Origin of the sequence: Isoptericola sp. NPDC056578, assembly GCF_042793275.1 — a bacterium.
Classification (GTDB): Bacteria; Actinomycetota; Actinomycetes; order Actinomycetales; family Cellulomonadaceae; genus Isoptericola.
The window spans coordinates 13,253-37,194 of record NZ_JBHTVC010000024.1 but is presented as its reverse complement, the minus strand read 5'-3'; the positions used below and the strand labels follow the sequence as shown (position 1 = coordinate 37,194).

The 23,942-nt window shown below is 74.6% G+C and carries 22 protein-coding genes; 18 read left to right on the top strand and 4 right to left on the bottom strand.

Going from position 1 to position 23,942, the window contains the following annotated elements; all coding sequences use genetic code 11:
* Positions 1-34: 34 nt before the first annotated feature.
* Entirely contained in the window at positions 35-286 is a 252-nt protein-coding gene (locus ACFQ80_RS11490) for a DUF5703 family protein (protein ID WP_430551837.1), read from the bottom strand.
* 75 nt (positions 287-361) lie between these two features.
* Between ACFQ80_RS11490 and ACFQ80_RS11485 the strand changes: the two genes are divergently transcribed.
* Positions 362-721, top strand: coding sequence for a primosomal protein (locus ACFQ80_RS11485; RefSeq protein ID WP_430551838.1), 360 nt, complete (start codon positions 362-364; stop codon positions 719-721).
* Here the strand turns inward: ACFQ80_RS11485 and ACFQ80_RS11480 are convergent.
* The gene (locus ACFQ80_RS11480) at positions 703-1,668 is read right to left on the bottom strand and encodes an aldo/keto reductase (RefSeq protein WP_430551839.1); all 966 of its coding nucleotides are present in this window, start codon (positions 1,666-1,668) and stop codon (positions 703-705) included. The genes ACFQ80_RS11485 and ACFQ80_RS11480 overlap by 19 nt on opposite strands.
* 51 nt (positions 1,669-1,719) lie before the next feature.
* On the opposite strand from ACFQ80_RS11480, the gene ACFQ80_RS11475 reads away from it, so the two are divergent.
* Positions 1,720-2,592, top strand: coding sequence for an undecaprenyl-diphosphate phosphatase (locus tag ACFQ80_RS11475; RefSeq protein WP_430551840.1), 873 nt, complete (start codon positions 1,720-1,722; stop codon positions 2,590-2,592).
* A 42-nt stretch (positions 2,593-2,634) separates the two neighbouring features.
* A complete protein-coding gene (mshC, locus tag ACFQ80_RS11470) occupies positions 2,635-3,918 on the top strand; it encodes a cysteine--1-D-myo-inosityl 2-amino-2-deoxy-alpha-D-glucopyranoside ligase (RefSeq protein ID WP_430563729.1) in 1,284 nt (427 codons plus the stop codon).
* A 28-nt stretch (positions 3,919-3,946) separates the two neighbouring features.
* On the opposite strand, the gene ACFQ80_RS11465 is transcribed toward mshC, so the two are convergent.
* Positions 3,947-4,843, bottom strand: coding sequence for a PAC2 family protein (locus ACFQ80_RS11465; RefSeq protein ID WP_430563728.1), 897 nt, complete (start codon positions 4,841-4,843; stop codon positions 3,947-3,949).
* Positions 4,844-4,948: 105 nt separating this feature from the next.
* Between ACFQ80_RS11465 and ACFQ80_RS11460 the strand changes: the two genes are divergently transcribed.
* Entirely contained in the window at positions 4,949-5,662 is a 714-nt protein-coding gene (locus ACFQ80_RS11460) for an HAD family hydrolase (protein WP_430551843.1), read from the top strand.
* Here ACFQ80_RS11460 and ACFQ80_RS11455 read toward each other — a convergent pair.
* Positions 5,652-6,533, bottom strand: a complete 882-nt coding sequence (locus tag ACFQ80_RS11455) for a RecB family exonuclease (protein WP_430563727.1) — start codon at positions 6,531-6,533, stop codon at positions 5,652-5,654. The genes ACFQ80_RS11460 and ACFQ80_RS11455 overlap by 11 nt on opposite strands.
* Positions 6,534-6,598: 65 nt before the next feature.
* On the opposite strand from ACFQ80_RS11455, the gene ACFQ80_RS11450 reads away from it, so the two are divergent.
* From ACFQ80_RS11450 to ACFQ80_RS11385, 14 genes are all read left to right on the top strand, one after another.
* Complete coding sequence (locus tag ACFQ80_RS11450; RefSeq protein ID WP_430563726.1) at positions 6,599-7,720, top strand: site-2 protease family protein; 1,122 nt, start codon at positions 6,599-6,601, stop codon at positions 7,718-7,720.
* Between the two features lie 109 nt (positions 7,721-7,829).
* Positions 7,830-8,789 (top strand): tRNA (adenine-N1)-methyltransferase, encoded by a 960-nt coding sequence (locus ACFQ80_RS11445; RefSeq protein WP_430551867.1) that lies wholly within the window; start codon positions 7,830-7,832, stop codon positions 8,787-8,789.
* A 179-nt stretch (positions 8,790-8,968) separates the two neighbouring features.
* Positions 8,969-10,636 (top strand): proteasome ATPase, encoded by a 1,668-nt coding sequence (gene arc, locus ACFQ80_RS11440; protein ID WP_430551846.1) that lies wholly within the window; start codon positions 8,969-8,971, stop codon positions 10,634-10,636.
* A gap of 125 nt (positions 10,637-10,761) precedes the next feature.
* Positions 10,762-12,495, top strand: a complete 1,734-nt coding sequence (gene dop / locus ACFQ80_RS11435; RefSeq protein ID WP_430563759.1) for a depupylase/deamidase Dop — start codon at positions 10,762-10,764, stop codon at positions 12,493-12,495.
* Between the two features lie 207 nt (positions 12,496-12,702).
* Positions 12,703-12,900 (top strand): ubiquitin-like protein Pup, encoded by a 198-nt coding sequence (locus tag ACFQ80_RS11430; protein ID WP_430551847.1) that lies wholly within the window; start codon positions 12,703-12,705, stop codon positions 12,898-12,900.
* Between the two features lie 6 nt (positions 12,901-12,906).
* Entirely contained in the window at positions 12,907-13,812 is a 906-nt protein-coding gene (gene prcB / locus ACFQ80_RS11425) for a proteasome subunit beta (protein WP_430563725.1), read from the top strand.
* On the top strand, positions 13,809-14,531 hold the full coding sequence (gene prcA, locus ACFQ80_RS11420; protein ID WP_430551849.1) for a proteasome subunit alpha: 723 nt from the start codon (positions 13,809-13,811) through the stop codon (positions 14,529-14,531). Before prcB ends, prcA begins: the two co-directional genes overlap by 4 nt.
* Positions 14,532-14,602: 71 nt before the next feature.
* The gene (pafA, locus tag ACFQ80_RS11415) at positions 14,603-15,964 is read left to right on the top strand and encodes a Pup--protein ligase (RefSeq protein WP_430551850.1); all 1,362 of its coding nucleotides are present in this window, start codon (positions 14,603-14,605) and stop codon (positions 15,962-15,964) included.
* Positions 15,965-16,207: 243 nt separating this feature from the next.
* A complete protein-coding gene (locus tag ACFQ80_RS11410) occupies positions 16,208-17,191 on the top strand; it encodes an FKBP-type peptidyl-prolyl cis-trans isomerase (protein WP_430563724.1) in 984 nt (327 codons plus the stop codon).
* A 46-nt stretch (positions 17,192-17,237) separates the two neighbouring features.
* On the top strand, positions 17,238-18,011 hold the full coding sequence (gene hisF, locus ACFQ80_RS11405; protein ID WP_430551852.1) for an imidazole glycerol phosphate synthase subunit HisF: 774 nt from the start codon (positions 17,238-17,240) through the stop codon (positions 18,009-18,011).
* Positions 18,012-18,117: 106 nt separating this feature from the next.
* Complete coding sequence (locus ACFQ80_RS11400; protein ID WP_430563758.1) at positions 18,118-19,974, top strand: ABC transporter ATP-binding protein; 1,857 nt, start codon at positions 18,118-18,120, stop codon at positions 19,972-19,974.
* The gene (locus ACFQ80_RS11395) at positions 19,971-21,770 is read left to right on the top strand and encodes an ABC transporter ATP-binding protein (protein ID WP_430563723.1); all 1,800 of its coding nucleotides are present in this window, start codon (positions 19,971-19,973) and stop codon (positions 21,768-21,770) included. The genes ACFQ80_RS11400 and ACFQ80_RS11395 overlap by 4 nt, the downstream gene beginning before the upstream one ends.
* Before the next feature lie 72 nt (positions 21,771-21,842).
* Positions 21,843-22,247, top strand: coding sequence for a phosphoribosyl-AMP cyclohydrolase (gene hisI / locus ACFQ80_RS11390; protein ID WP_430551870.1), 405 nt, complete (start codon positions 21,843-21,845; stop codon positions 22,245-22,247).
* A 139-nt stretch (positions 22,248-22,386) separates the two neighbouring features.
* Positions 22,387-23,940 carry an anthranilate synthase component I gene (locus tag ACFQ80_RS11385; RefSeq protein ID WP_430563757.1) on the top strand — a complete coding sequence of 518 codons (1,554 nt, stop codon included), beginning with the start codon at positions 22,387-22,389 and terminating at the stop codon, positions 23,938-23,940.
* The last annotated feature ends 2 nt before the right edge of the window (positions 23,941-23,942 follow it).

Sequence of the window (23,942 nt, the reverse complement as noted above, 5' to 3'; positions counted from 1 at the left end):
TGCGTCCTGGCATGCGTGCTGACGTGCCGGCCGGTCAGAAGGTGGCGCTGACCTTGATGATCTTGCGACGCAGCCACACCCGGCGCTCGCCGCCGATGTAGAGGCGGGTGCGCGCCAGCTCCCACCGGCCGTACTCGGCCTCCTCGGTGAGCATCTTGCGCGCGTCCGGGACGCTGGTGCCCCGGTCGATGGTCAGCACGCGGTACTCGTACTGTCCGTGCTTGCGCCAGGCGGACGGCGCGCCGGGGCGCGCGTCTGCCTGCGACGTCGACGGGATCGAAGCCATCCGCTGTTCCTCCCGAAGTGCTGGCGGGCGGTTTTCGTCTGCCCATTGTGCCCCGTGGGGCGCTACGGTCAGAGCATGACCGCAGACCCGCGTGCCGCGCTGGACCGCTTCGTCGCCGCGCTGGAGGCCCACTACCACGCGGTGTCGACCCGCCGGGGCGACGACGATCCTGCGGTCGACGACGCCTACGAGGTCCTGGCCGACGCGTTCGAGGTCTACGAGGACTCGCTGGCCCAGGTCTACTCCGAGGTCACGCCCTTCTTCCTCGACGACGGGGACGACGACGGGGACGACGACGAGGACGATGACGACGACGAGGGGGACGACGACCTCGACGCCGAGCTCGACACGGACCTCGAGGGTCCCGACCTGGCAGGGTCGCCCGCCGACCGCCCGGCCGACGCCCCGGGGCAGGCCTACCAGCGCTCGGGGTAGCCGATCTCCGGGGCGGAGACGTCGTCGAGCGCGGCGTGGACCTCGCCCGGCAGGTCGAGGTCGGTGGCTGCGAGCGACGCCCGCAGCTGCGCCGGCGTCCGTGCCCCGACGATCGCGCTCGCGACCGTGTCGCGGGCCAGCAGCCAGGCGAGAGCGACCTCGAGCGGCGCACGCCCGAGCCCGTCGGCCGCGGTGGCGACGGCCTCGACGACGGACGACGCGGCCGCGTCCAGGTAGGGGTCGACGAACGCGGCGAGGTGCGCCGACGCCGCGCGGGAGTCCGCCGGGATCGCCCGCCGGTACTTGCCGGTGAGCACGCCGCGCCCCAAGGGTGACCAGGCCAGCAGCCCGAGCCCGAGGGCGTCGGCGGCGGGGGCCACGTCGCGCTCCGCGCCGCGCTGCAGCAGGGAGTACTCCAGCTCGAGCGCGCTGAGCCCGGTGCCGTCCGCCTCCAGCAGGGTCGCGGCCCGGGCGGACGCCCAGCCGGGGTGGTTCGAGAGCCCGACGTAGCGGGCCCTGCCGGAGGCCACCGCGAGCCGCAGCGCCGACACCGTCTCGGCGAGCGGCGTCGCCGGGTCGGGGCAGGCGACCAGGAACAGGTCCACGTGGTCGGTGCCCAGCCGGGCGAGGGACGCGTCGAGGTCGGCGAGCAGGCCCGCCCGGGAGGCGTCGACGCGGGCGCCCGAGCGGCCCGCCCGCACGCCCCCCTTGGTGCACAGCACCACCTCGTCGCGCGAGACCTTGCCGTCCAGCAGCGAGCCGATGACGCGCTCCGCGTCCCCGTCGCCGTACGTCGCGGCGGTGTCGACGAGCGTCCCGCCCCCGTCGACGAAGTCGCGCAGCTGCTCCGCCGCGTCCAGGTCGTCGGTGTCCCGGCCCCAGGTCATCGTCCCCAGGCCGAGCTCGGACACGCGCAGGCCCGTACGGCCCACCTGACGACGCTCCATGGCGGGCCACGCTACCGGGAAACCCTGCAGGTCCGGGTAGTGTGACCGCCCGTGAATGCCTGGGAAGCGATCCTGCTCGGCCTGGTCCAGGGCCTGACCGAGTTCCTGCCGATCTCCTCGAGCGCGCACCTGCGCATCGTGGGGGAGCTGCTCGGCGGGACCGACCCCGGGGCCGCGTTCACCGCGATCACCCAGATCGGCACCGAGGCCGCCGTGCTGCTCTACTACCGCCGCACCATCCGGGACATCTGCGTCGCCTGGTGGAAGTCCCTCGTGGGCACGCACGGCAGCGACTGGCGCTCGCGGATGGGCGCCCACGACGACCAGGCCCGCATGGCCTGGTACATCGCCCTCGGCTCGATCCCGATCGGTGTGCTCGGCCTGCTCTTCCAGGACCAGATCGAGACCTACCTGCGCAACCTCTGGATCACCGTCACGACCCTGGTCGTCTTCGGCCTGCTGCTCGGGTGGGCGGACAAGATCGGCCGCCGCACCCGTCGGCTCGACGAGCTCAACCCGAAGCGCGCGATCGGGTTCGGATTCGCCCAGGCGCTCGCGCTCATCCCGGGCGTGTCGCGCTCCGGGGGCACGATCACCGCGGGGCTGCTCATGGGGTTCACCCGCAAGGCCGCCGCGGACTACTCGTTCCTGCTGGCCATCCCCGCGGTGCTGATGTCGGGCTTCTACCAGCTCGCCAAGTCCGTGGGCGAGGACCCGGCCCCCGGGTCGCCGGGCGCGGGCGCGACCCTGGTCGCCACGCTCGTCGCGTTCGTCGTCGGCTACGTCGTCATCATCGGGTTCCTCAAGCTGATCACCACGCACTCGTTCATGCCGTTCGTCTGGTACCGCCTCGGCCTCGCCGCCGTGGTCGTGGTCCTGCTCCTGACCGGCGTGCTGACCGCGAACGGCGGCATCGTCGTCTGACCAGGTGATCTGGTCTCGGCGAAGGGCCGGTAGCCTGAGCGCGTGCGTTCCTGGCCCACTCCGCAGATCCCTGAGCTCCCCGAACCGGCCGACGGCCGCCGCACCCCCGTCCGGGTGCACGACAGCAGCACCGGGCGGCTCGTGGACCCGGCCCCGGGGGGCACCGCCCGCTACTACGTCTGCGGGATCACCCCGTACGACGCGACCCACCTCGGGCACGCGAACACCTACCTGGCGTTCGACCTGCTGCACCGGGCGTGGCTCGACGCCGACAAGGAGGTGACCTTCGTCTCGAACGTCACCGACGTCGACGACCCGCTGCTGGAGCGTGCGGACGCCACCGGGGTCGACTGGCGCGATCTCGCGGCCGACCAGATCGCGCTGTTCCGCGAGGACATGACCACACTCGGCATGGTGCCGCCCGCCACCTGGACCGGCGCCGTCGAGTCCGTGCCTGCCGTCGTGGCCGCCGTCGAGCGGCTGCTGGACGAGGGGGCCGCGTACCGGGTGCCGATCGAGCCGGGGGCAGGCGGCGACGACCCGGGCCTGGGCGACGTGTACGCCGACCTCTCCGCCGACCGCGACTTCGGGCGGGTGGCCAGGCTCGACGCGGCGACGATGGAGGCCCTGTTCGCCGAGCGTGGCGGGGACCCGCAGCGCGAGGGCAAGAAGAACGCCCTCGACCCGCTGCTGTGGCGCCGGGAGCGCCCCGGCGAGCCCGCGTGGGACGGCGCGTCCCTCGGCACCGGGCGTCCCGGCTGGCACATCGAGTGCGCGGTCATCGCCCGCGACGGGCTGGGCCTGCCGTTCGACCTGCAGGGCGGGGGAGCCGACCTGCTCTTCCCGCACCACGAGATGTCCACCTCGCACGACCGCCTGCTGGGCGGCGGCGGTGCCGGGGTGCACGTGCACGCCGGGCTCGTCGCCTACGAGGGCGAGAAGATGAGCAAGTCGCGCGGGAACCTCGTGTTCGTCTCCGCGCTGCGACGCGCGGGCGTGGACCCCATGGCGATCCGCCTCGCGCTGCTGGCGCACCACTACCGCACCGAGTGGGAGTGGACCGACGCCGACCTCGAGGCCGGCGTCGCGCGGCTCGAGCGGTGGCGCGCCGCCGTCTCCGGCAACGGCGGACCCGACGCGACCGCGACGCTGGCCGCGCTGCGCGCGGCGCTCGCGGACGACCTCGACGGCCCCGCCGCGCTCGCCGCCGTGGACCGCTGGGCCGACCTGGCGCTCGCGCCCGGCCGCGACACGACCGACGACCACGAGGGCGCGCCCGGCGTCCTGGCGCGCGCGGTGAACGCGCTCCTCGGCGTCCGCCTCTGACCTCGCCGCCCTGACGCCGGGCCCGGCGTCAGGGCTTGTCGGGTCCCTTGTCGCCGCCCTTGTCGGTGCCCTTCTCGCCGCCGACGTCGCGCCGCCGCAGGTAGCGCTCGAACTCCCGCGCGATGGCCTCGCCCGTCGCCTCGGGCAGGTCGGCGGTGTCCTTCGCCTCCTCGAGCTGCTGCACGTACTCGGCGATCTCGGCGTCGTCCGACGCGAGCTCGTCGACGCCGTGCTGCCACGCCTCGGCGTCCTCGGGCAGGTCGCCGAGGGGCACCGGCGCGGCGATGAGCTCCTCGACGCGGGTGAGGATCGCGAGGGTCGCCTTGGGCGAGGGGGGGGTGGCCACGTAGTGGGGCACGGCGGCCCACAGCGACACCGCCTGGAACCCGCGCCGGTCGGCCTCGTGCTGCAGCACGCCCACGATGCCGGTCGGGCCCTCGTAGGTGCTGGGCTCGACGTCGAGCACCGCCTGCAGGCCCGAGCTCTCCGTCGTCGCGGTCATGGGGATGGGCCGGGTGTGGGGCACGTCGGCCAGCAGGGCGCCCAGGGTCACGACGGTGCGGACGCCCAGCTCGGCGGCCAGGTCGAGCAGCTCGGCGCAGTACGAGCGCCACCGGAACGACGGCTCGATCCCGTGCACCAGCACCACGGTCCGGTCGGGCAGCTCGGCCACGGAGACCGTCGTGGTCGGCCAGGTGATCGAGCGCTCCCCGTCCGGGCCGGTCTCCATCACGGGCCGGTTCACCTGGAAGTCGTGGTAGTCCTCGGGGTCGAGCTCGCGCACCTGGCGGGCGTCCCACACGTGGGCGAGGTGGGTCAGAGCAGCGGTGGCGGCGCTGCCGGCGTCGTTCCATCCCTCGAACGCGGCGATCATCACGGTCTGCCGCGCGGCGTGGCGCCCGGTGGTCTCCGGCTCGGTCGTCATCCGTCCAGCGTATACAGCGCCGGCCCGGCCACGGGCAGGCCCGGGTGTCCGGTCTCACGCGTCCCGACGGGCGGACCGGCGGCGCCCGGTCCGTACGATGGACGGGTGCCCGAGACCCTCGCCCCCGCCCCGCAGACCGCCACCCCGACCCTGCCCGCGGCCGTCCTGTGGGACATGGACGGCACCCTCGTGGACACCGAGCCGTACTGGATCCGGGCCGAGCAGGAGCTGGTCGCGGAGCACGGCGGCACGTGGACGCACGAGCAGGCGCTGCAGCTCGTCGGCAACGCGCTGACCGTCTCCGCGACGATCCTGCGCGACCAGGGAGGGGTCGACCTGCCGGTCGACGCGATCGTCGACCGCCTGCTCGGTCAGGTCGTCGAGCAGGTGCGCGAGGAGGTGCCGTGGCGGCCGGGCGCGCTGGAGCTCCTCACCACGCTCGCCGAGGCGGGCGTGCCGTGCGCGCTGGTGACGATGAGCTACTCGACGCTGGCCGAGGAGGTCGTCTCGCGCGGGCCCGACGGCGCGTTCGCGACGCTCGTCACGGGCGACCAGGTGACCCGCGGCAAGCCCGACCCCGAGCCCTACCTCCTCGCCGCGGAGCGGCTCGGCGTCGACACCGCCGCCTGCGTCGCCATCGAGGACTCGCCCACCGGCATCGCCTCGGCGCGCGCCGCCGGGATCGCGACGCTGGGCGTCGAGGCCGTCGTGCCGGTCCCGCACCTCGACGGGCTCAGCCGCGCCGCGTCGCTCGAGAAGGTCGACCTGGCGACCCTCGCACGCATCGGCGCCGGTGAGGTCGTGGACCTCACGTCCTGACCGGGTCCACCCCGAGCCGCTCGCGCAGCGCGTCGGCGGGAATCACGGGCGGCGTGCCGCCGAACTCGGGGCAGAGCGACTGGTGTGCGCACCATCCGCACAGGCGGCTGCGGCGCGGCCGCCAGTCCCCGCTGCGCGCGGCGTCCTGGATCGCCGACCACAGCGCACGCACCTTGGTCTCCGTGGCCTCGAGCTCCCGCTCGGCCGGCTCCGCGCGCAGCGCCTGGCCGTCGCCGAGGTAGAGCAGCTGCAGCATGCGCGGCACCTCGCCGCGCTCGCGCCAGAGGACCAGGCCGTAGAACCGCATCTGGAACAGGGCGGCGCCCTCGAAGCCCGGCCCGGGCGCCCGGCCCGTCTTGTAGTCGACCACGCGCAGCGCGCCGCCGGGCGCGACGTCGAGCCGGTCGACGATCCCGCGCAGCACCGGCCCGTCGTCGAGCGACGTCTCGACGCGCAGCTCCCGGGACTCGGGCTCCAGCCGGTTGGGGTCCTCCAGCGTGAAGTACGTGCCGACGAGCCGCCGCGCCCGGCCGAGCCACTCCGACGGCGTGGTGCCGGCCGCGTCGCCGCCCTCGTCGAACAGCGTCGCGTACCGCGGCTCCGCCTCGACGAGGCGCTCCCACTCGACGGGCAGCAGGGCGGCCGCCGCCTCCGGCGTGCGCTCGCCGCGCGGCGCGTCGTAGAGCCGCTCGAGCACGGCGTGCACCAGCGTGCCCCGCGCGGCGGCCGACGCCGGGGGCTCGGGCAGCCGGTCGACCACGCGGAACCGGAACAGCAGGGGGCAGCGCATGAAGTCGGCCGCGCGCGACGGCGACAGCGCCGGGGCCCGTGACGCCGTCGGCGACGGGTCGGGCGCGGCGGTCGTCGTCATGCGCGCCACCCTACGGGCGAGCGCCGACAGGCCGTAGGGCGGCCGGCGCCGGATAGCCTGACCGGGTGACCTCTCGCTCCCGGGGATGGGTGGTCGGCCGCATCGCGGGCGCGCCCGTCCTCGTCACCCCGTCGTGGTTCCTCGGCGCCGTCGTCCTGACCCTCGTGTTCGCGCCCTCGGTACGGACGTGGTTCGCGCCCCAGCTGGGCACGACGGCGGTGCTCGTCGTCGCGGCCGCCTTCGTGCTCCTGCTCTTCGGGTCCGTGTTCCTGCACGAGGTGGCCCACGCCCTCGTCGCTCGGTCGCGCGGGCACCGCGTCACCGAGATCGCGTTGACCCTCTGGGGCGGTCACACCGCCTACACGGGGTCGGGCGGGCGCCCGCTCGACGGTGCCCTCGTGGCCGTCGTCGGCCCGCTGACCAACCTCGTGCTCGCGGCCGCGTTCTGGGTCGTGTACCTCCTGCAACCGGTGTCGTCCGTCGCGACGGCCCTGCTCCTGGCCGGGGCGTTCTCGAACGCGTTCGTCGGGTTCTTCAACCTGCTGCCCGGGCTGCCGCTGGACGGCGGGCAGATCCTCGAGTCCGCCGTCTGGGGCGCGACGGGCTCGCGCTCGCGGGGCACGCTCGCCGCGGGCTGGGTGGGGCGCGTGGTCGCGGTCGGCGTGCTGGCGGTGGCGCTGCTGTGGCCGCTGCTCGAGGGGCGCAGGCCGTCCTGGGTGACGGTCGCGTGGGCGGCGCTCATCGGCGCGTTCCTGTGGTCCGGGGCGGGCGAGGCCATCAAGGGCGCGCAGACCAGGGCCCGGGTCGCGGGGCTGTCCGCGCGGGGCCTCGCCGTACCCGCCGTCGTGCTCCCGGTCACCGCCACGGTCGCCGGGGTCTCCGACGCGGCCGCGCGGCAGCCGGGCGCGGTCGTGGCCGTCGTCGGGCCGGCCGGGGAGCCCGTGGGCTGGGTGGATCCCGGCGCCGTCGCGAGCGTGCCCGCCGACCAGGCCGCCGCCACGCCGGTGGAGGCCGTCGTCGTGCCGTTCCCGCCCGGCTCGGCGGTGGGTCCCGAGCTCGAGGGCGACGAGCTGCTCGACCGCCTCGCCCACGGGTCGTCGGGCGCGCGGGTGGTACCGGTCGTGGACGAGGGCCGTCTCACGGGGGTGCTCGACGTGGCGCGGGTCGCGGCCGCGCTCCGTCGATGAGGTGCCGGCGGGCGGGCCGGTAGACTCGCCCGTCGTGACCGACGCCGACGCCACCGCGCCCGAGAACCGCCCGACCGTCGACCCGACCGGCAGCGCCACGGGTGCGGACCTGCGCCGGGGCCCGCTGCGCGAGGGGGACCGGGTGCAGCTCACGGACCCCAAGGGGCGGCTGCACACCATCACGCTCAAGCCCGGCGGCACGTTCCACACGCACAAGGGCTACTTCCGCCACGAGGACCTCATCGGCCGGCCCGAGGGGTGGGTCGTGACCAACACGGCGGGGATCGAGTACCTCGCCCTGCGGCCCCTGCTGAGCGACTACGTGCTGTCCATGCCGCGCGGCGCCGCCGTCGTGTACCCCAAGGACGCCGGCCAGATCGTGCAGATGGCCGACATCTTCCCCGGTGCGCGCGTCGTCGAGGCGGGTGTCGGCTCCGGGGCGCTGACGATGTCGCTGCTGCGCGCCGTGGGCGACGCCGGCGAGCTGCACTCCATCGAGCGCCGCGAGGACTTCGCGGCGATCGCGCGCGGCAACGTCGAGTCGTTCTTCGGCGGCGAGCACCCGGCGTGGCGGCTGTCGGTCGGCGACCTCGCGGACGTGCTGCCCACCGTCGCGGAGCCGGGCAGCGTCGACCGCGTCGTGCTCGACATGCTCGCGCCCTGGGAGAACGTCGACCCCGTGGCGCGCGCGCTCGCGCCGGGCGGCGTGCTCGTCTGCTACGTCGCGACCGCCACGCAGCTGTCCCGCACGGCCGAGGACCTGCGCGCCGACGGCCGGTTCGCCGAGCCGCAGGCCTGGGAGTCGATGGTGCGCGGCTGGCACCTCGAGGGCCTCGCGGTCCGCCCGCAGCACCGGATGATCGGGCACACCGGCTTCCTCATCACGGCGCGGCGGCTCGCCGACGGCGTCGCGCCGCCCGAGCGGACCCGCCGCCCGGCCAAGGGCTCCTACCCCGCCCCGGACGCCGAGTGGTCGGAGGAGGAGCTGGGCGAGCGCGCCGTGTCGGACAAGAAGATCCGTCGTGTGCGGCGCGACCTGGGGGTCGCCCCGGACGACGCGCAGGGCTGAGGTCGTTCGGGAGGCCGCGGAGCCGCGGCAGGTCACCGGAAGGTCTCGGTCGTGTGAACCTCGCGACCGCTCCGTGAAATGAACCCCCGGACACCCGTGTTGATGTCTAGGGTGCTGTACTCCGGGGGCACCTTCCCGTCCGGGGAGGCGGCCACCCGGGCCGCACGAGAGGGGATGCGATGTCCGACAACCCTGTCCGCCCGGAGCCTCGACCGGAGCAGCCGGCGCTGCCCACCGGACCGAGCCACGACGCACAGCTCGCCCTCCTCGCCGCCAAGAACGAGCGGCTCGCCGAGGCGCTCCGCGCCGCCCGCGACCAGATCGTGGAGCTCAAGGGCCAGATCGACGAGCTCGCCAAGCCCCCGGGGACGTACGCGACGTTCCTCGCCGCGCACGACGACGGCTCGGTCGACATCTCGTCGGCCGGCCGCAAGATGCACGTGCAGGCGAGCCCGGGGCTCGACGTCGCCGAGCTGCGGCCCGGCCAGGAGGTCAAGCTCAACGAGGCCATGACGGTGGTCGAGGTCGGCGGCTACGAGCGGACCGGTGAGCTGGTCACCGTCAAGGAGGTCCTCGACGCCGAGCGGGTGCTCGTCGTCGGCCGCGCCGACGAGGAGCGGGTCGTGCGGCTCGCCGGGTCGGTCGTGGACGCCGAGCTGCGGGTGGGCGACGCGCTCACGGTCGACCTGCGCAGCGGGTTCGTCTACGAGGTGGTGCCGAAGTCGGAGGTCGAGGAGCTCGTCCTCGAGGAGGTGCCCGACATCGCCTACGAGGACATCGGCGGGCTGGGGCCGCAGATCGAGCAGATCCGCGACGCCGTCGAGCTGCCGTTCTCCCACCCCGACCTCTTCCGCGAGCACGGGCTGCGGCCGCCCAAGGGCGTGCTGCTGTACGGGCCGCCCGGGTGCGGCAAGACGCTCATCGCCAAGGCGGTGGCCAGCTCGCTCGCCGGGATGGTCGCCAGCGCGCAGGGCGGCGACCCCACGGCCAAGAGCTACTTCCTCAACGTCAAGGGCCCGGAGCTGCTCAACAAGTACGTGGGCGAGACCGAGCGGCACATCCGCCTGATCTTCGCGCGCGCCCGGGAGAAGGCGACGCAGGGGGCGCCCGTCGTGGTGTTCTTCGACGAGATGGAGTCGCTGTTCCGCACCCGCGGCACCGGCCTCTCGTCGGACGTCGAGACCACGATCGTGCCGCAGCTGCTCGCCGAGATCGACGGCGTCGAGCGGCTCGACAACGTCATCGTCATCGGCGCCTCGAACCGCGAGGACATGATCGACCCCGCGATCCTCCGGCCGGGCCGGCTGGACGTGAAGATCAAGATCGAGCGGCCGGACGCTGAGGGTGCCACCGAGATCTTCGGCAAGTACCTCACGCCCCAGCTGCCCATCCACCCCGACGACCTGGCCGAGCACGGCGGCAGCCACACCGAGGCCGTCGCGGCGATGATCAACAGCGTGGTGGAGCGGATGTACTCCGAGGACGAGGAGAACCAGTTCCTCGAGGTGACCTACGCGTCGGGCGACAAGGAGACCCTGTACTTCAAGGACTTCAACTCCGGCGCGATGATCCAGAACGTCGTGGACCGGGCCAAGAAGTCGGCGATCAAGGACTTCCTGGCCACCGGTCAGCGGGGCATCCGGGTCGAGCACCTCCTGTCGGCGTGCGTCGACGAGTTCAAGGAGAACGAGGACCTGCCGAACACCACCAACCCCGACGACTGGGCGCGCATCAGCGGCAAGAAGGGCGAGCGCATCGTCTTCATCCGCACGATCGTCCAGAAGAAGGGCGGCGACGGCACGCCGCGCACCATCGACACGGTGACCAGCACGGGGCAGTACCTGTAGTCCCCGCGCCGCCACGAGATCGAGGTGCCCGTCACGACGCCGACCCACCGTGGGTCGACTTCGAGACGGGTACCTCGATCTCGTTCGTGGCCACCTAGGGTGGTGGCGTGAGCGTTCGTCGCGTGATGGGGATCGAGACCGAGTACGGCGTGCTGGCACCGGGGCGGCCCATGGCCAACCCGATGCTCATGAGCTCGCAGGTGGTCATGACGTACCGCGCCCTGGTGGCGCGGGCGGGCGCCCGCCCGCCGGCCCGGTGGGACTACGACGACGAGGACCCGCTGCAGGACGCCCGGGGATTCCACCTCCAGCGCGCGTCGGCGCACCCGTCGCTCCTCACCGACGACCCGTCGCGCCCCGCGCCCTCCGGCCCGACGACGGGCAGCACGCCGGCGTCGGCCCAGGTGGCCTCCGCGGCCGGCACCCCGGGCGGCACGGCGCGCGGGCGCGCGGCGCGGGCCGCGCGGCAGGAGCCGGAGGAGGTCGAGCGGCCGTCCGTGGAGGACTACGACGACCCGAGCGCCGCGAACTGCATCCTCACCAACGGCGCGCGTCTCTACGTGGACCACGCGCACCCCGAGTACTCGTCGCCCGAGGTCACGGGGCCGCGCGACGGCGTCCTGTGGGACGTCGCGGGGGAGCGGGTCATGCTCGCGGCGGTGCGGTCGCTCGCGGAGGTGCCGGGTGGCGAGGTGGTGCTCTACAAGAACAACGTGGACGGCAAGGGCGCCAGCTACGGCACGCACGAGAACTTCCTGGTGGACCGGGCGCTGCCGTTCGGCACGCTCGTCGAGCTGCTGACGCCGTTCCTCGTCACGCGGCAGGTGTTCGCCGGGTCGGGTCGGGTCGGGCTCGGCCCGACGGGCTCGGAGGCGGGCTTCCAGCTCTCCCAGCGCGCCGACTACATCGAGGCGGAGGTGGGGCTGGAGACCACGCTGCGCCGCCCGATCGTCAACACCCGCGACGAGCCGCACGCGGACCGCACGCGGTGGCGGCGCCTGCACCTCATCATCGGCGACGCGAACCTCTTCGAGGTCGCGACGTTCCTCAAGCTGGGCACCACCTCGCTGGTGCTGTGGGTGCTCGAGCACCTCGACGAACTGGCCGAGGCCGGCGTGCCCGCCCGCGAGGAGCTCGCCGCGCTGCGGCTCGCGGACCCGGTCGCCGACGTGCAGCGGGTGTCGCGCGACCTCGCCCTCACCGCGCGGCTCGACCTCGCCGACGGCCGCCGGCTCACGGCGCTGGAGATCCAGGAGGCGTACGCGGACGTCGTCGCCCGGTCGGTCGCGGCGCTCGGGGGTCCGGGCGACGGCTCGGTCGACGTGCCCGGGGAGACGCCGGGCGACGACGAGACCGCGCAGGTGCTGGACCGCTGGCGGTCGGTGCTGCAGCGGCTGGGCACGGACCCGGCGACCTGTGCGCGCGAGGTCGAGTGGGTGGCGAAGCGACGGCTCCTGGAGCGGATGCGGTCGCGGGACGGGCTCGGCTGGGACCACCCCCGGCTGCACGCGATGGACCTGCAGTGGACGGACGTGCGGCCCGAGCGCGGCGTCTACCACCGGCTCGTCGCGTCCGGCGCCGTCGAGCGGCTCGTGGACGACGAGCGGGTGGCGGACGCGGTGCACCACGCACCGGCGGACACGCGGGCGTGGTTCCGCGGCGAGGTGATGGCCCGGTACGCCGACCAGGTCTCGGCCGCGAGCTGGGACTCGGTGATCTTCGACGTCCCGGGGGCCGCCGCCCTGCAGCGGGTGCCCATGCTCGACCCGTCGCGGGGCACGCGGGCCCACATCGGCGCCCTCCTCGACGCCAGCCCCGACGCGGCGGCGCTGCTCAAGGGGTTGCGCGGCGAGGGATGAGCGCGGGCCGACCGTCCGCTCACCCGCGCTGACCGGCGACGACGTCCCCCGGACCGTGCGTGGACCGTGCGCGGGTGGAGTCGTTCAGCCCTCGGCGCAACCGGCGTGGACGTCGCCGCGCGGTGTCGGCCGCAGCGCATAGGCTGGCGTCGCGAGACTCTCCCGGAGCTCCTCACGGGGGCTCCGCAGCAGCGAAGGAGGCGGACCATGGCCGGTCAGGAACGGATCAACCCGCAGCACGAGGACCGCACGCCCGACGACGACGCGGACGCCCCCGCCCCGGTCGCCCCTGCGGCGTCCGAGCGCGACGCCGAGGTGGACGCCCTGCTGGAGGAGATCGACGAGGTCCTCGAGACGAACGCCGAGTCGTTCGTCCGCGGCTTCGTGCAGAAGGGCGGTCAGTGAGCGCCCATGACCCACGCTGACACCTCGGGACGGCTGCCGGACGCGTTCCTGCGCCCCGGCTCGTCCTCGTTCGTGGACTTCCTCGCCGGCCACGCGCCCGACCTGCTGCCGGGGCGTCGCGACGTCGGCGGCGCGGGTGCGCCCGCGGACGGCCTCGCGCCGCACGCCACCACGATCGTCGCGCTGACCTTCGGCACGGACGACGGCGGCCGCGGCGTGATCATGGCGGGCGACCGCCGCGCCACGGCGGGCAACCTCATCGCCAGCCGGGAGATGGAGAAGGTCTTCGCCGCCGACGCCTACTCGGTGGTCGGCATCGCGGGGTCCGCCGGCGTGGCGATCGAGCTCGTGCGCCTCTTCCAGCTCGAGCTGGAGCACTACGAGAAGATCGAGGGCTCCCTGCTGTCGCTCGACGGCAAGGCCAACCGCCTGTCCACGATGATCCGCGGCAACCTGCCTCTCGCCCTGCAGGGGCTCGCGGTGGTGCCGCTGTTCGCGGGCTACGACCTCGACCGCGGGTACGGGCGGCTGTTCAGCTACGACGTCACCGGCGGACGGTACGAGGAGCACGACCACCACACGGTCGGCTCGGGCTCCGTGTTCGCGCGCGGGGCGCTGAAGAAGCTGTGGCGGCCCGGGCTCGACGCCGACGCCGCGGTCGGCGTCGCGGTCGAGGCGCTCTACGACGCGGCCGACGACGACAGCGCGACCGGGGGCCCCGACCCCGTGCGCCAGATCTGGCCCGTGGTGACGGTCGTGACCGCTGACGGCGTGCGCCGGGTGGCGGACGACGAGCTCGCCGCGACGGTCGCGCGGATCGTCGACGAGCGCGGGGCCGCCCACCGGGCCGCCCACGGCGACCGCCCCGCCGGCGGTCCCCGGACCGGGAACCAGGGGGGTGCGCACGCATGACGATGCCGTTCTACGTCTCGCCCGAGCAGCTGATGAAGGACCGGGCGGACTTCGCCCGCAAGGGCATCGCCCGCGGTCGGTCCGTCGTCGTGCTCGCCTACTCCGGCGGGATCGCGTTCGCCACGGAGAACCCGTCGCGCGCGCTGCACAAGATCTCGGAGATCTACGACCGCATCGCGTTCGCCGCGGTGGGCAAGTACAACGAGTTCGAGAACCTGCGGGTCGCCGGCGTGCGCTACGCGGACCTGCGCGGGTACTCGTACGACCGCACCGACGTCACCGCGCGGGGGCTCGCCAACGCGTACGCGCAGACGCTCGGCACCGTGTTCACCACCGAGTCCAAGCCGCTCGAGGTCGAGCTGGTCGTGGCGGAGGTCGGGGACACCCCGGCCGCCGACCAGATCTACCGGTTGTCCTACGACGGCTCGGTCGCGGACGAGCACGGGCACGTCGTCATGGGCGGCCAGGCCGAGCAGCTGGGCGCGCGGGTCGCGGAGGCCTGGCACGAGGGGATGACGCTCCCGCAGGTGCTCACGCTCGCCGTGCGCACCCTCGGGGCGGTGGGGTCGGACGGGTCCGTCGCCGCCGAGGGGGAGGAGCGCGAGATCGCGCCCGCCGGCCTCGAGGTGGCGGTGCTGGAGCGCGCGGGCCGGCGGCGCGCGTTCCGCCGGCTGCAGGGCGCGACGCTGGCCGGGCTGCTCGAGCAGCAGGGTGAGTGAGACAGGCGCCTGAGACGGGCGAGCAGGTCGGGCAGCACGTCCGGCAACAGGGCCGAGCGAGGGGAGACGTCGTGGACCGCAGGATCTTCGGTCTGGAGACCGAGTACGGGGTGACGTGCGCGGCGGACGACGGGCGCGGCCTGTCCGCGGACGAGGTGGCCCGCTACCTGTTCCGCAAGGTCGTGGCGTGGGGGCGGAGCTCGAACGTCTTCCTGCGCAACGGCTCGCGCCTCTACCTCGACGTCGGGTCGCACCCCGAGTACGCGACGGCGGAGTGCGACGACGTGCATCAGCTCGTCGCGTACGACCGGGGCGGCGAGCGCATCCTCGAAGGGCTGGTCGCCGACGCGCAGCAGAGGCTCGAGCACGAGGGCCTGTCCGGCAAGGTGCACCTGTTCAAGAACAACACCGACTCCGCCGGCAACTCCTACGGCTGCCACGAGAACTACCTCGTGCGCCGGCAGGGCGACTTCTCGCGCCTGTCCGAGGTGCTGGTGCCGTTCCTCATCACCCGCCAGGTGCTCACGGGCGCCGGGAAGGTCCTCGCCACCCCGCGCGGCGCCGTCTACTGCCTGTCCCAGCGCGCCGACCACATCTGGGAGGCCGTCTCCAGCGCCACCACCCGCTCCCGGCCGATCATCAACACGCGCGACGAGCCGCACGCCGACGCGGAGAGCTACCGGCGCCTGCACGTCATCGTCGGCGACTCGTCGATGGCCGAGCCGACCACGATGCTCAAGGTCGGCGCCACCGACCTCGTGCTGCGCCTGGTCGAGGCGGGCGTGCCGATGCGCGACCTCACCCTCGAGAACCCCATCCGCGCGATCCGCGAGATCAGCCACGACCGCACCGGGCTGCACCCCGTCCAGCTCGCCAACGGGCGCACCGCCACCGCCGTCGACATCCAGTGGGAGTACTTCCACCGCGTGCGTGAGCACGTCGACGCGCACTCCGGTGCCACCCCCGTCGTCAAGCAGGTCCTCGACCTGTGGGAGCGCGGGCTGCGCGCTCTCGAGTCGGGCGACCTGACCCTCGTGGACCGCGAGCTGGACTGGGTCATCAAGCTCAAGCTCATCGAGCGGTACCAGGCCAAGCACGACCTGCCGCTGGACGACCCGCGCATCGCCCGGCTCGACCTCGCCTACCACGACATCTCCCGCACCGAGGGGCTGTACAACCTGCTCGCCGCGCGCGGCATGGTGGAGCGCGTGGTCACCGACCTCGAGGTGTTCGAGTCGACGGCGGTGCCGCCGCCCACCACCCGCGCCAAGCTGCGGGGAGACTTCGTGCGTGCCGCGCAGGAGGCGCGCCGGGACTACACCGTGGACTGGGTGCACCTGAAGCTCAACGACCAGGCGCAGCGCACCGTGCTGTGCAAGGACCCGTTCAAGAGCGTCGACGAGCGCGTGGACCGGTTGATCGAGTCGATGTAGGTGTGGCGGGACCGCCGTGCCCTGGCGGAATCGTCGCGCGGACGCGTTCACGGGCGCCAGGGCGCCCTCCACTTCGGGAGGGATACGTCCGCGCGGAGAAACCGCCGCGCCCCGCTCGGTGCACCGGCTCCGGGCCGACGTCGGCGAGGCGACCCCCGCGGACACGGCAGGTCGTCGGCCTGCGGCCAGGTGCGGGCGCGGACCGCTGATCAGGGTGAGCGGCGGGCGTGGCAGACTGTCGCGGTGCTCCGCCGTCTGTCCCTGATGATCTCGCTGCTGCTCGGCGGTGCGCTCGTGCTCGGCGGGTGCGGCTCGTCGGTGCTGGAGGACCTGGGCAAGCGGCCGTCGTCCGCGCCGTCGGCGGCGCCCGTGCAGGTGTCGGGAGCGGTGGGGGAACCGCCCGCCCTCGACTACGAGCAGCCCTACGACGTGGTGCAGGCCGGGGCGCGGACGGTGTGGCCCGGGTCCGGCGATCCCGTCGTGGACGGGGAGCCCGTGCTGCTGAACATGTATGCCGAGGACGGCCGTGACGGCACCGTGATCTCGAGCACGTACATCGACGCGCCGGGGTGGTACACGATGTCGGCGGAGTCGCTCGGCTCCAACCTCTACGACACGCTGCGGGGCCAGAAGGTGGGGGCGCGGATGCTCCTGCTGGAGGAGGACGGCGGGGTGCCCGTGATCCTCGTCGTCGACGTGCTGCCCACGCACGCGGCGGGCGCCGAGGTGACCGCGGCGAAGGGGCTCCCCACCGTCGAGCGCCGCGACGACGGCACCCCGAGCGTGACCGTGCCGACGAAGGCCGACCCGCCCTCCGACCTGCAGGTGCAGCCGTTGGTGCGGGGCACGGGACCGCAGGTGCAGGTGGGGCAGGTCGTCACGATGCGGTTCACCGCGGTGCGGTGGAGCGACGGGCGGCAGTTCGACACCACGTGGAGCGCCGGGACGCGGCCGCAGTCCGCGACGGTCGGCATCGGCCAGCTCGTCGACGGCCTCGACCAGGGGCTGATCGAGCAGACCGTGGGCTCGCAGGTGCTGCTCGTGGTGCCCCCGGGCCTCGGCTACGGTGGCACCAGCAGCGACCTCGCCGACGAGACCCTGGTCTACGTCGTGGACATCCTGGACGCGCACTTCCAGGTGACCGAGGACGAGTCGACCGGCCAGGGCAAGGGCGACGACGGCGGCGACCCGGAGAAGGACGCACCGGAGGAGCCGCCCGGCGACTAGCCGGCGAGAGCAGCGACGACAGCAGCAAAGGAAGGGTGAGTCCCGCATGTCCGTGGCCGTCCGCGTGATCCCGTGCCTCGACGTCGACGACGGACGGGTCGTCAAGGGCGTCAACTTCACGAACCTGCGTGACGCGGGCGACCCCGTGGAGCTGGCCTCCCGGTACGACCGTGAGGGCGCCGACGAGGTGACGTTCCTCGACGTGTCCGCCTCGTCGGGCGACCGCGCCACCATGGTCGACGTGGTGCGCCGCACAGCTGATCAGGTGTTCGTGCCGCTCACGGTGGGCGGCGGCGTCCGGTCCACGGACGACGTCGACCGGCTGCTGCGCGCCGGGGCCGACAAGGTCGGCGTCAACACCGCCGCCATCGCCCGGCCCGAGCTGGTGGCGGAGATCGCCGCGCGCTTCGGGCGCCAGGTGCTCACCCTGTCCGTGGACGCCCGCCGCGTCACCGGGGAGACCGTCACCGCCTCGGGCTACGAGGTCACGACCCACGGCGGCCGCCGCGGCACCGGGATCGACGCCGTCGAGTGGGCCGCGCGCGCCGCGCACCTCGGCGCGGGCGAGATCCTGCTGAACTCCATGGACGCCGACGGCACCACCTCCGGCTTCGACCTCGACATGCTCGCCGCGGTGCGGGAGAGGGTCGACGTGCCGCTCGTGGCGTCGGGAGGCGCCGGGGTGCCGGAACACTTCGTCGCCGCGGCCCGGGCGGGCGCCGACGCCGTGCTCGCCGCGAGCGTCTTCCACTTCGGCACGCTGTCGATCGGTCAGGTCAAGGCGGCGCTCGCCGAGGCGGGCATCGAGGTGCGGAGGTGAGCACGGGGTCGGTCGGACGACACCCTCGCGGACGACGAGCGGAGCCGTGACGACCGCTCTCACCGGGTCGAGGCTCCGCCGCTCGGCGACGCTCGTCTGGCGCGGCATGCGCTCCGAGCCGCGGCTGTACGTGCTGGCCGTGGGCGCGTCCGCCGTGTTCGGCGCCGCCACGGTCGCGGTGAGCCGGGCCGTCGGCTGGGCCACCGACGCGGTCGTCGTCCCGGCGATCGCGGGCGACCCGGACGCGCGCTCGCGCGTCTGGGTCGCGGGGCTCGTGCTCGCCGCGGTGGCGCTCACGCTCGCCCTCGGCGTCGCCGGGCGGCGCATCTGGGCCGGCTACGGTTTCGCGGCGATCCAGGCGCACCACCGGCGCGGGCTGTCCCACCAGTACCTGCGCCTGCCGGTCTCCTGGCACCGCGCGCACCCGGCCGGCCGGCTGCTGTCCGCGGCGAGCGCCGACGTCGAGGCCGCCACCGGTGTCTTCAACCCCCTGCCCTTCGCGCTCGGTGTCGTGGTGATGATCGGCGTCGCGGCGGGGACGCTGCTCGCGGTGGACGTGTGGCTGGCGGTCGCGGCCCTCCTGGTCGTGCCGGCCGCGATCGCCGCGAACGTCGTCTTCCAGCGCCACATGACGCCCGCCGTCACGCGCGCGCAGCAGCTGCGGGCCGAGGTGGCCGACGTCGCGCACGAGTCGTTCGAGGGCGCCCTGCTCGTGACGTCGCTGGGCACCGCCGACCGCGAGGAGCGCCGGTTCGCCGAGCGCACCGACGCGCTGCGTGCCGCGAACGTCCGCGTCGGCACCGTGCGGGCCGTCTTCGACCCGGTCATCGAGCTGCTGCCCTCCCTGGGCACGCTGGCCGTGCTGGGCGTGGGCACCTGGCGGGCGTCGACCGGGGCGGTCGACGCGGGCGACGTCGTGACGGCCGCCTACCTCCTGACGGTCATGGCCGTGCCGGTGCGCGCGTTCGGCTGGGTGCTCGGCGAGCTGCCGCGCGCCCTCGTCGGGTACGACCGGATCGCGGGCATCCTCGACGCCCCGTCGACGCTGCTGCCGGGCACGCGGGCGCTCCCGCGCGCGGCGGGCGGCCTGGCGGTCCGCCTCGAGGGCGTCGGGGTGGTGGTGCCGGCGGCCGGCACCACGGTCACCCTGCTCGACGCCGTCGACCTCGACGTCGCGCCCGGGATCACCGTGGCCGTGGTGGGCAGCACCGGCGCGGGCAAGACGACCCTCGTGTCGCTGCTCGCGCGACTCAGCGACCCGAGCCGCGGCCGGGTGCTGCTGGACGGCGCGGACCTGCGCGACCTCGCCGCGGGCGAGGTGCCCGCGCAGGTCGCGCTCGTGACGCAGCAGACGTTCGTCTTCGAGGACACGGTGCGCGCCAACGTGACCCTCGCCGACCCCGGCGACGACGGCGTGCCGGACGACGCCGAGGTCTGGGAGGCGTTGCGCGTCGCGCGCGTCGACGACGTCGTGCGCGCGCTGCCCGGCGGGCTCGACGCGCCCCTGGGCGAGCGCGGCGCCAACCTGTCCGGCGGGCAGCGCCAGCGGCTCGCCGTCGCCCGGGCGCTGGTCCGCCGCCCCCGGCTGCTCGTGCTCGACGACGCCACCTCGGCCGTCGACCCGCGCGTCGAGGCGGAGATCCTCGGGTCCCTCGCGTCGGCGCGCGGCGACGGCCGGGGAGAGGCACGGGGCACGACCGTCGTGATGGTCGCCTACCGCATGTCGTCGGTCGCCCTCGCGGACGTCGTCGTGCACCTCGAGGGCGGGCGTGTCGTCGACGTCGGGCCGCACGCGGACCTGCTGGCGCGCGACCCCGGGTACCGCGCGCTCGCCACGGCGTACGAGCGGGAGACGGAGCGTCGGGCGCGCGAGCTCGCCGACGAGGCGGCCGCGGGGGAGCGGCTGCCGGAGGCCGAGCCGGAGCCCGGGACGGACGTCGAGGAGCGGGAGGGGACACGGTGAGCGCGACACGCATCGCCGCCGCCAGCGAGCTGGGCGTCCTCGCCACGCTCCGGCGGGGCGTGCAGATCTCGCCGCAGATCGTGGACGGCCTGTGGCTCACGCTCGCGCTCGCCGTGCTGGCGGCCGCGGGCCGGGTCGTCGTGCCGGTCGCGGTGCAGCGCACGATCGACGACGGCATCCTCGCCGGCGGCGGGCCCGACGCGGGCCGGGTGGCGCTGCTGACCGGGCTCGCGGCGGGCGCCGTCGTCGTGGCGGGGCTGTGCACCGCCGTCGTCAACGTGCGTCTCTTCCGCCGTACCGAGGCGGGGCTCGCCGCGCTGCGGGTGCAGGCGTTCCGGCACGTGCACGACCTGTCCACCCTGGCGCAGGGCACCGAGCGCCGCGGCGCGCTCGTGTCCCGCGTGACCTCCGACGTCGACACGATCTCGCTGTTCGTGCAGTGGGGCGGCATCCAGCTGCTCGTCTCGACCTTGCAGGTGCTCGTGGCCACCGCCCTCATGGCCGTGTACTCGTGGCAGCTCACGCTGGTGGTCTGGGCGTGCTTCGTGCCGCTGTTCCTGGTGCTGCGGCGCGCGCAGGGCACGGTGAACCGCGCCTACGCGGCGGTGCGGCAGGCGGTCGGCGCGATGCTCGGCGCGATCTCCGAGGCCGTGGTGGGCGCCGAGACGGTGCGGGCGTACGGCGTGGCCGCGCGGACCGGGCGCCGGGTCGACGCGGCCGTCGAGAGGACTCGCGCCACGCAGGCCCGCGCCCAGCTCCTCGTCTCGTCGGTGTTCTCGAGCGGCGTGCTCGTCGCCAACCTGGTGCTCGCCGTGGTCGTCGTGGTGGGCACGCTGCTCGGCGTCGGCGGCGGCCTGACCGCGGGCCAGGTCGTCGCGTTCCTGTTCCTCGTGCAGCTCTTCACCGGTCCGGTGCAGCAGGCCACCGAGATCCTCAACGAGCTGCAGAACGCCGTCGCGGGCTGGCGGCGCGTGCTCGCCGTGCTGGAGACGCCGCTCGACGTGGCGGAGGCCGACGACGCGACGGCGAGCCCCCGGGGCCCGGCCACGGTGACGCTGCGCGGGGTGCGGTTCGCCTATCCGGACGGGCCCGAGGTGCTGCACGGGGTGGACCTGGAGCTGCCCGCACGCCGCAAGGTCGCCGTCGTCGGGCGCACGGGATCGGGCAAGACCACGGTCGCCAAGCTGGTCGCCCGCCTCATGGACCCGACGGCCGGGGAGGTGCTGCTCGACGGCGTCGACCTGCGCCGCCTCACGCTCGCCTCGCTGCGCGAGCGGGTCGTCCTCGTGCCGCAGGAGGGCTTCCTCTTCGACGGCACGGTGGAGCAGAACGTCGCCTACGGGCTGCGCCCCGAGCCGCCGTCCGACCCGCGCGAGACCAGGGCCCGCGTCGCGGGGGCCGTGGACGCCCTCGGCCTCACCGACTGGGTGGCGGGGCTGCCGCAGGGCCTGGACACGCCCGTCGGCCAGCGTGGCGAGGCGCTGAGCGCGGGGGAGCGGCAGCTGGTCGCCATCGCGCGCGCCTACCTGGCCGCCCCCGACCTGCTGGTGCTGGACGAGGCCACCTCGGCCGTCGACCCCGCCGCCGAGGTGCGGATCGCGCGGGCGCTGGACTCGCTCACGTCCGGGAGGTCGACCCTCACCATCGCCCACCGGCTCTCGACGGCGGAGGCGAGCGACCTCGTGGTCGTCGTCGACGACGGGCGCGTGGTCGAGGTCGGCGGGCACGCGGAGCTGGCGGCCGCGGGCGGCGTCTACGCGCGGATGCACGCGAGCTGGGTGGCCCAGACCCGCTGACGGGCGTGCCGACGGGGCGGACGGTGCGCCCCGCGCCCCGCCGCGCCGTGGGAAGATGCACAGGTGCCCGATCTGACCGACGCCTCCCTGCCCGGGGCTGCTCTCGACCCCGCGCTCGACCCCGCGATCGCCGACCGGCTCAAGCGGGACGAGCACGGCCTCGTCGCCGCGGTCGTGCAGCAGCACGACACCGGCGAGGTGCTCATGCTCGGCTGGATGGACGACGAGGCCCTGCGCCGCACCCTCACCGAGGGCCGCGTGACGTTCTGGAGCCGGTCGCGCGAGGAGTACTGGCGCAAGGGCGACACGTCCGGGCATGTCCAGCTCGTCCGGTCCGTCGCGCTGGACTGCGACGGCGACGCCCTGCTCGTGCGCGTCCACCAGGTGGGCGCCGCGTGCCACACCGGCTCGCGCACCTGCTTCGAGGCGGGCGGCGACCTGGGGGCCGTCGTCGGCCCCGACGCGCCCGCCGCCTGACCGCGCCCTCGCCACCGGCGGCGCACCACGCGCCGCACCGCCCAAGCCCGACCACCCACGTACAGCCCGACGATCCTCAGGAGGACCGGTGACCACGCCCACCGTCGCGCAGCCCCACCCCGCCCCGCGCACCGCCCCCGTGGCGGGCCCGTCGGAGCAGGACCTGGCGTGGGGCGCGACGTGGCCGGGTCTCGGGACGTTCCGCGAGCTGGCCGCCGACCGCCGGGTGATCCCCGTGGTCCGGCGCGTGCTGGCGGACGACGTCACGCCGGTCGGCCTGTACCGGACGCTCGCCCAGGACCGCCCGGGCACCTTCGTGCTCGAGTCGGCGGAGTCGTCCGGCGGCTGGTCGCGCTGGTCGTTCGTGGGCGTCGACTCGCGCGCCACCCTCACGGCGTCCGACGGGCGCGCCGTGTGGCACGGCGACGTCCCGGCGGGCATCCCGCTCGAGGGCGACGTCGTCGAGGTGCTCGGCGCGGCGCTGGAGGCGCTGCGCACGCCGCCGATCGAGGGACTGCCCCCGCTGACGGGCGGGCTGACCGGCGCGCTCGGCTGGGACGTGGTGCGCCACTGGGAGCCCACGCTGCCCGCGAACGCCCCCGACGAGCTCGGCGTGCCGGAGGTGGCGCTGAGCCTCGCCACGGACCTCGTGGCGGTCGACCACCACACGGGCAGCGCCTGGCTCATCGCCAACGCCATCAACGGCGACGGCACCGACGAGCGGGTCGACGAGGCGCACGCCGACGCCGTCGCCCGTCTCGACGCGATGCAGGCGCGGCTGGCCACGCCGGCCCCGCCGCAGCCGACGGTGCTGCGCGGGCCGGACGAGGTGACCGAGCCCGCCCTGGAGTTCCGCTCCACGCGCGAGGAGTTCGAGGCCGCCGTGCGCACCGGGCAGGAGGCGATCCGCGACGGCGAGGTGTTCCAGGTGGTGCTGTCGCAGCGCCTCGGCCTGGACTGCCCGGCCGCGCCGCTGGACGTGTACCGCGCGCTGCGCACCATCAACCCGAGCCCGTACATGTACTACTTCCGGCTCACCGGCCCCGACGGGCGCGACCTCTCCGTCGTCGGCTCCAGCCCCGAGACCCTGGTGAAGGTGACGGACGGGCACGTCACGACGTACCCGATCGCCGGCTCGCGTCCGCGCGGCGCGACCGTCGAGGAGGACGTGGCGTTCGGCGAGGAGCTCCTCGCCGACCCCAAGGAGCGCGCCGAGCACCTCATGCTCGTCGACCTGTCGCGCAACGACCTCGTCAAGGTCTGCGAGCCGACGTCGGTCGAGGTGGTCGAGTTCATGGCCACCCGCCGGTTCAGCCACATCATGCACCTGTGCTCCACCGTGGTGGGCCGCCTGCGACAGGGCGCGACGGCGCTCGACACCCTGCGCGCGACGTTCCCCGCCGGCACCCTCTCGGGGGCTCCCAAGCCGCGTGCCATCGCCCTGATCGACGAGCTGGAGCCCGCGTCCCGCGGGATCTACGGCGGCACCGTGGGCTACTTCGACTTCGGCGGCAACATGGACATGGCCATCGCGATCCGCACCGCGTGCATCCGCGACGGCAAGGCGTGGGTGCAGGCCGGCGGCGGCATCGTCGCCGACTCGGTGCCGGCTCTCGAGTACGAGGAGTCGCGCAACAAGGCGGCCGCGGCGGTGCGCGCGGTGCAGCTGGCCGCGCGGTTCCGGGCGCTCTGAGC

What these genes read in the sequence shown, in the direction of transcription:
- ACFQ80_RS11400 (WP_430563758.1), top strand. Translation starts at nt 18,118, where the DNA reads ATGCGCTCCGAGCCGCGGCTGTACGTGCTGGCCGTGGGCGCGTCCGCC.
- dop (WP_430563759.1), top strand. Translation starts at nt 10,762, where the DNA reads ATGGGGATCGAGACCGAGTACGGCGTGCTGGCACCGGGGCGGCCCATG.
- ACFQ80_RS11485 (WP_430551838.1), top strand. Translation starts at nt 362, where the DNA reads ATGACCGCAGACCCGCGTGCCGCGCTGGACCGCTTCGTCGCCGCGCTG.
- ACFQ80_RS11465 (WP_430563728.1), bottom strand. Translation starts at nt 4,843, where the DNA reads ATGACGACCGAGCCGGAGACCACCGGGCGCCACGCCGCGCGGCAGACC.
- arc (WP_430551846.1), top strand. Translation starts at nt 8,969, where the DNA reads ATGTCCGACAACCCTGTCCGCCCGGAGCCTCGACCGGAGCAGCCGGCG.
- prcB (WP_430563725.1), top strand. Translation starts at nt 12,907, where the DNA reads ATGACCCACGCTGACACCTCGGGACGGCTGCCGGACGCGTTCCTGCGC.
- ACFQ80_RS11480 (WP_430551839.1), bottom strand. Translation starts at nt 1,668, where the DNA reads ATGGAGCGTCGTCAGGTGGGCCGTACGGGCCTGCGCGTGTCCGAGCTC.
- hisF (WP_430551852.1), top strand. Translation starts at nt 17,238, where the DNA reads ATGTCCGTGGCCGTCCGCGTGATCCCGTGCCTCGACGTCGACGACGGA.
- ACFQ80_RS11490 (WP_430551837.1), bottom strand. Translation starts at nt 286, where the DNA reads ATGGCTTCGATCCCGTCGACGTCGCAGGCAGACGCGCGCCCCGGCGCG.
- ACFQ80_RS11455 (WP_430563727.1), bottom strand. Translation starts at nt 6,533, where the DNA reads ATGACGACGACCGCCGCGCCCGACCCGTCGCCGACGGCGTCACGGGCC.
- ACFQ80_RS11430 (WP_430551847.1), top strand. Translation starts at nt 12,703, where the DNA reads ATGGCCGGTCAGGAACGGATCAACCCGCAGCACGAGGACCGCACGCCC.
- prcA (WP_430551849.1), top strand. Translation starts at nt 13,809, where the DNA reads ATGACGATGCCGTTCTACGTCTCGCCCGAGCAGCTGATGAAGGACCGG.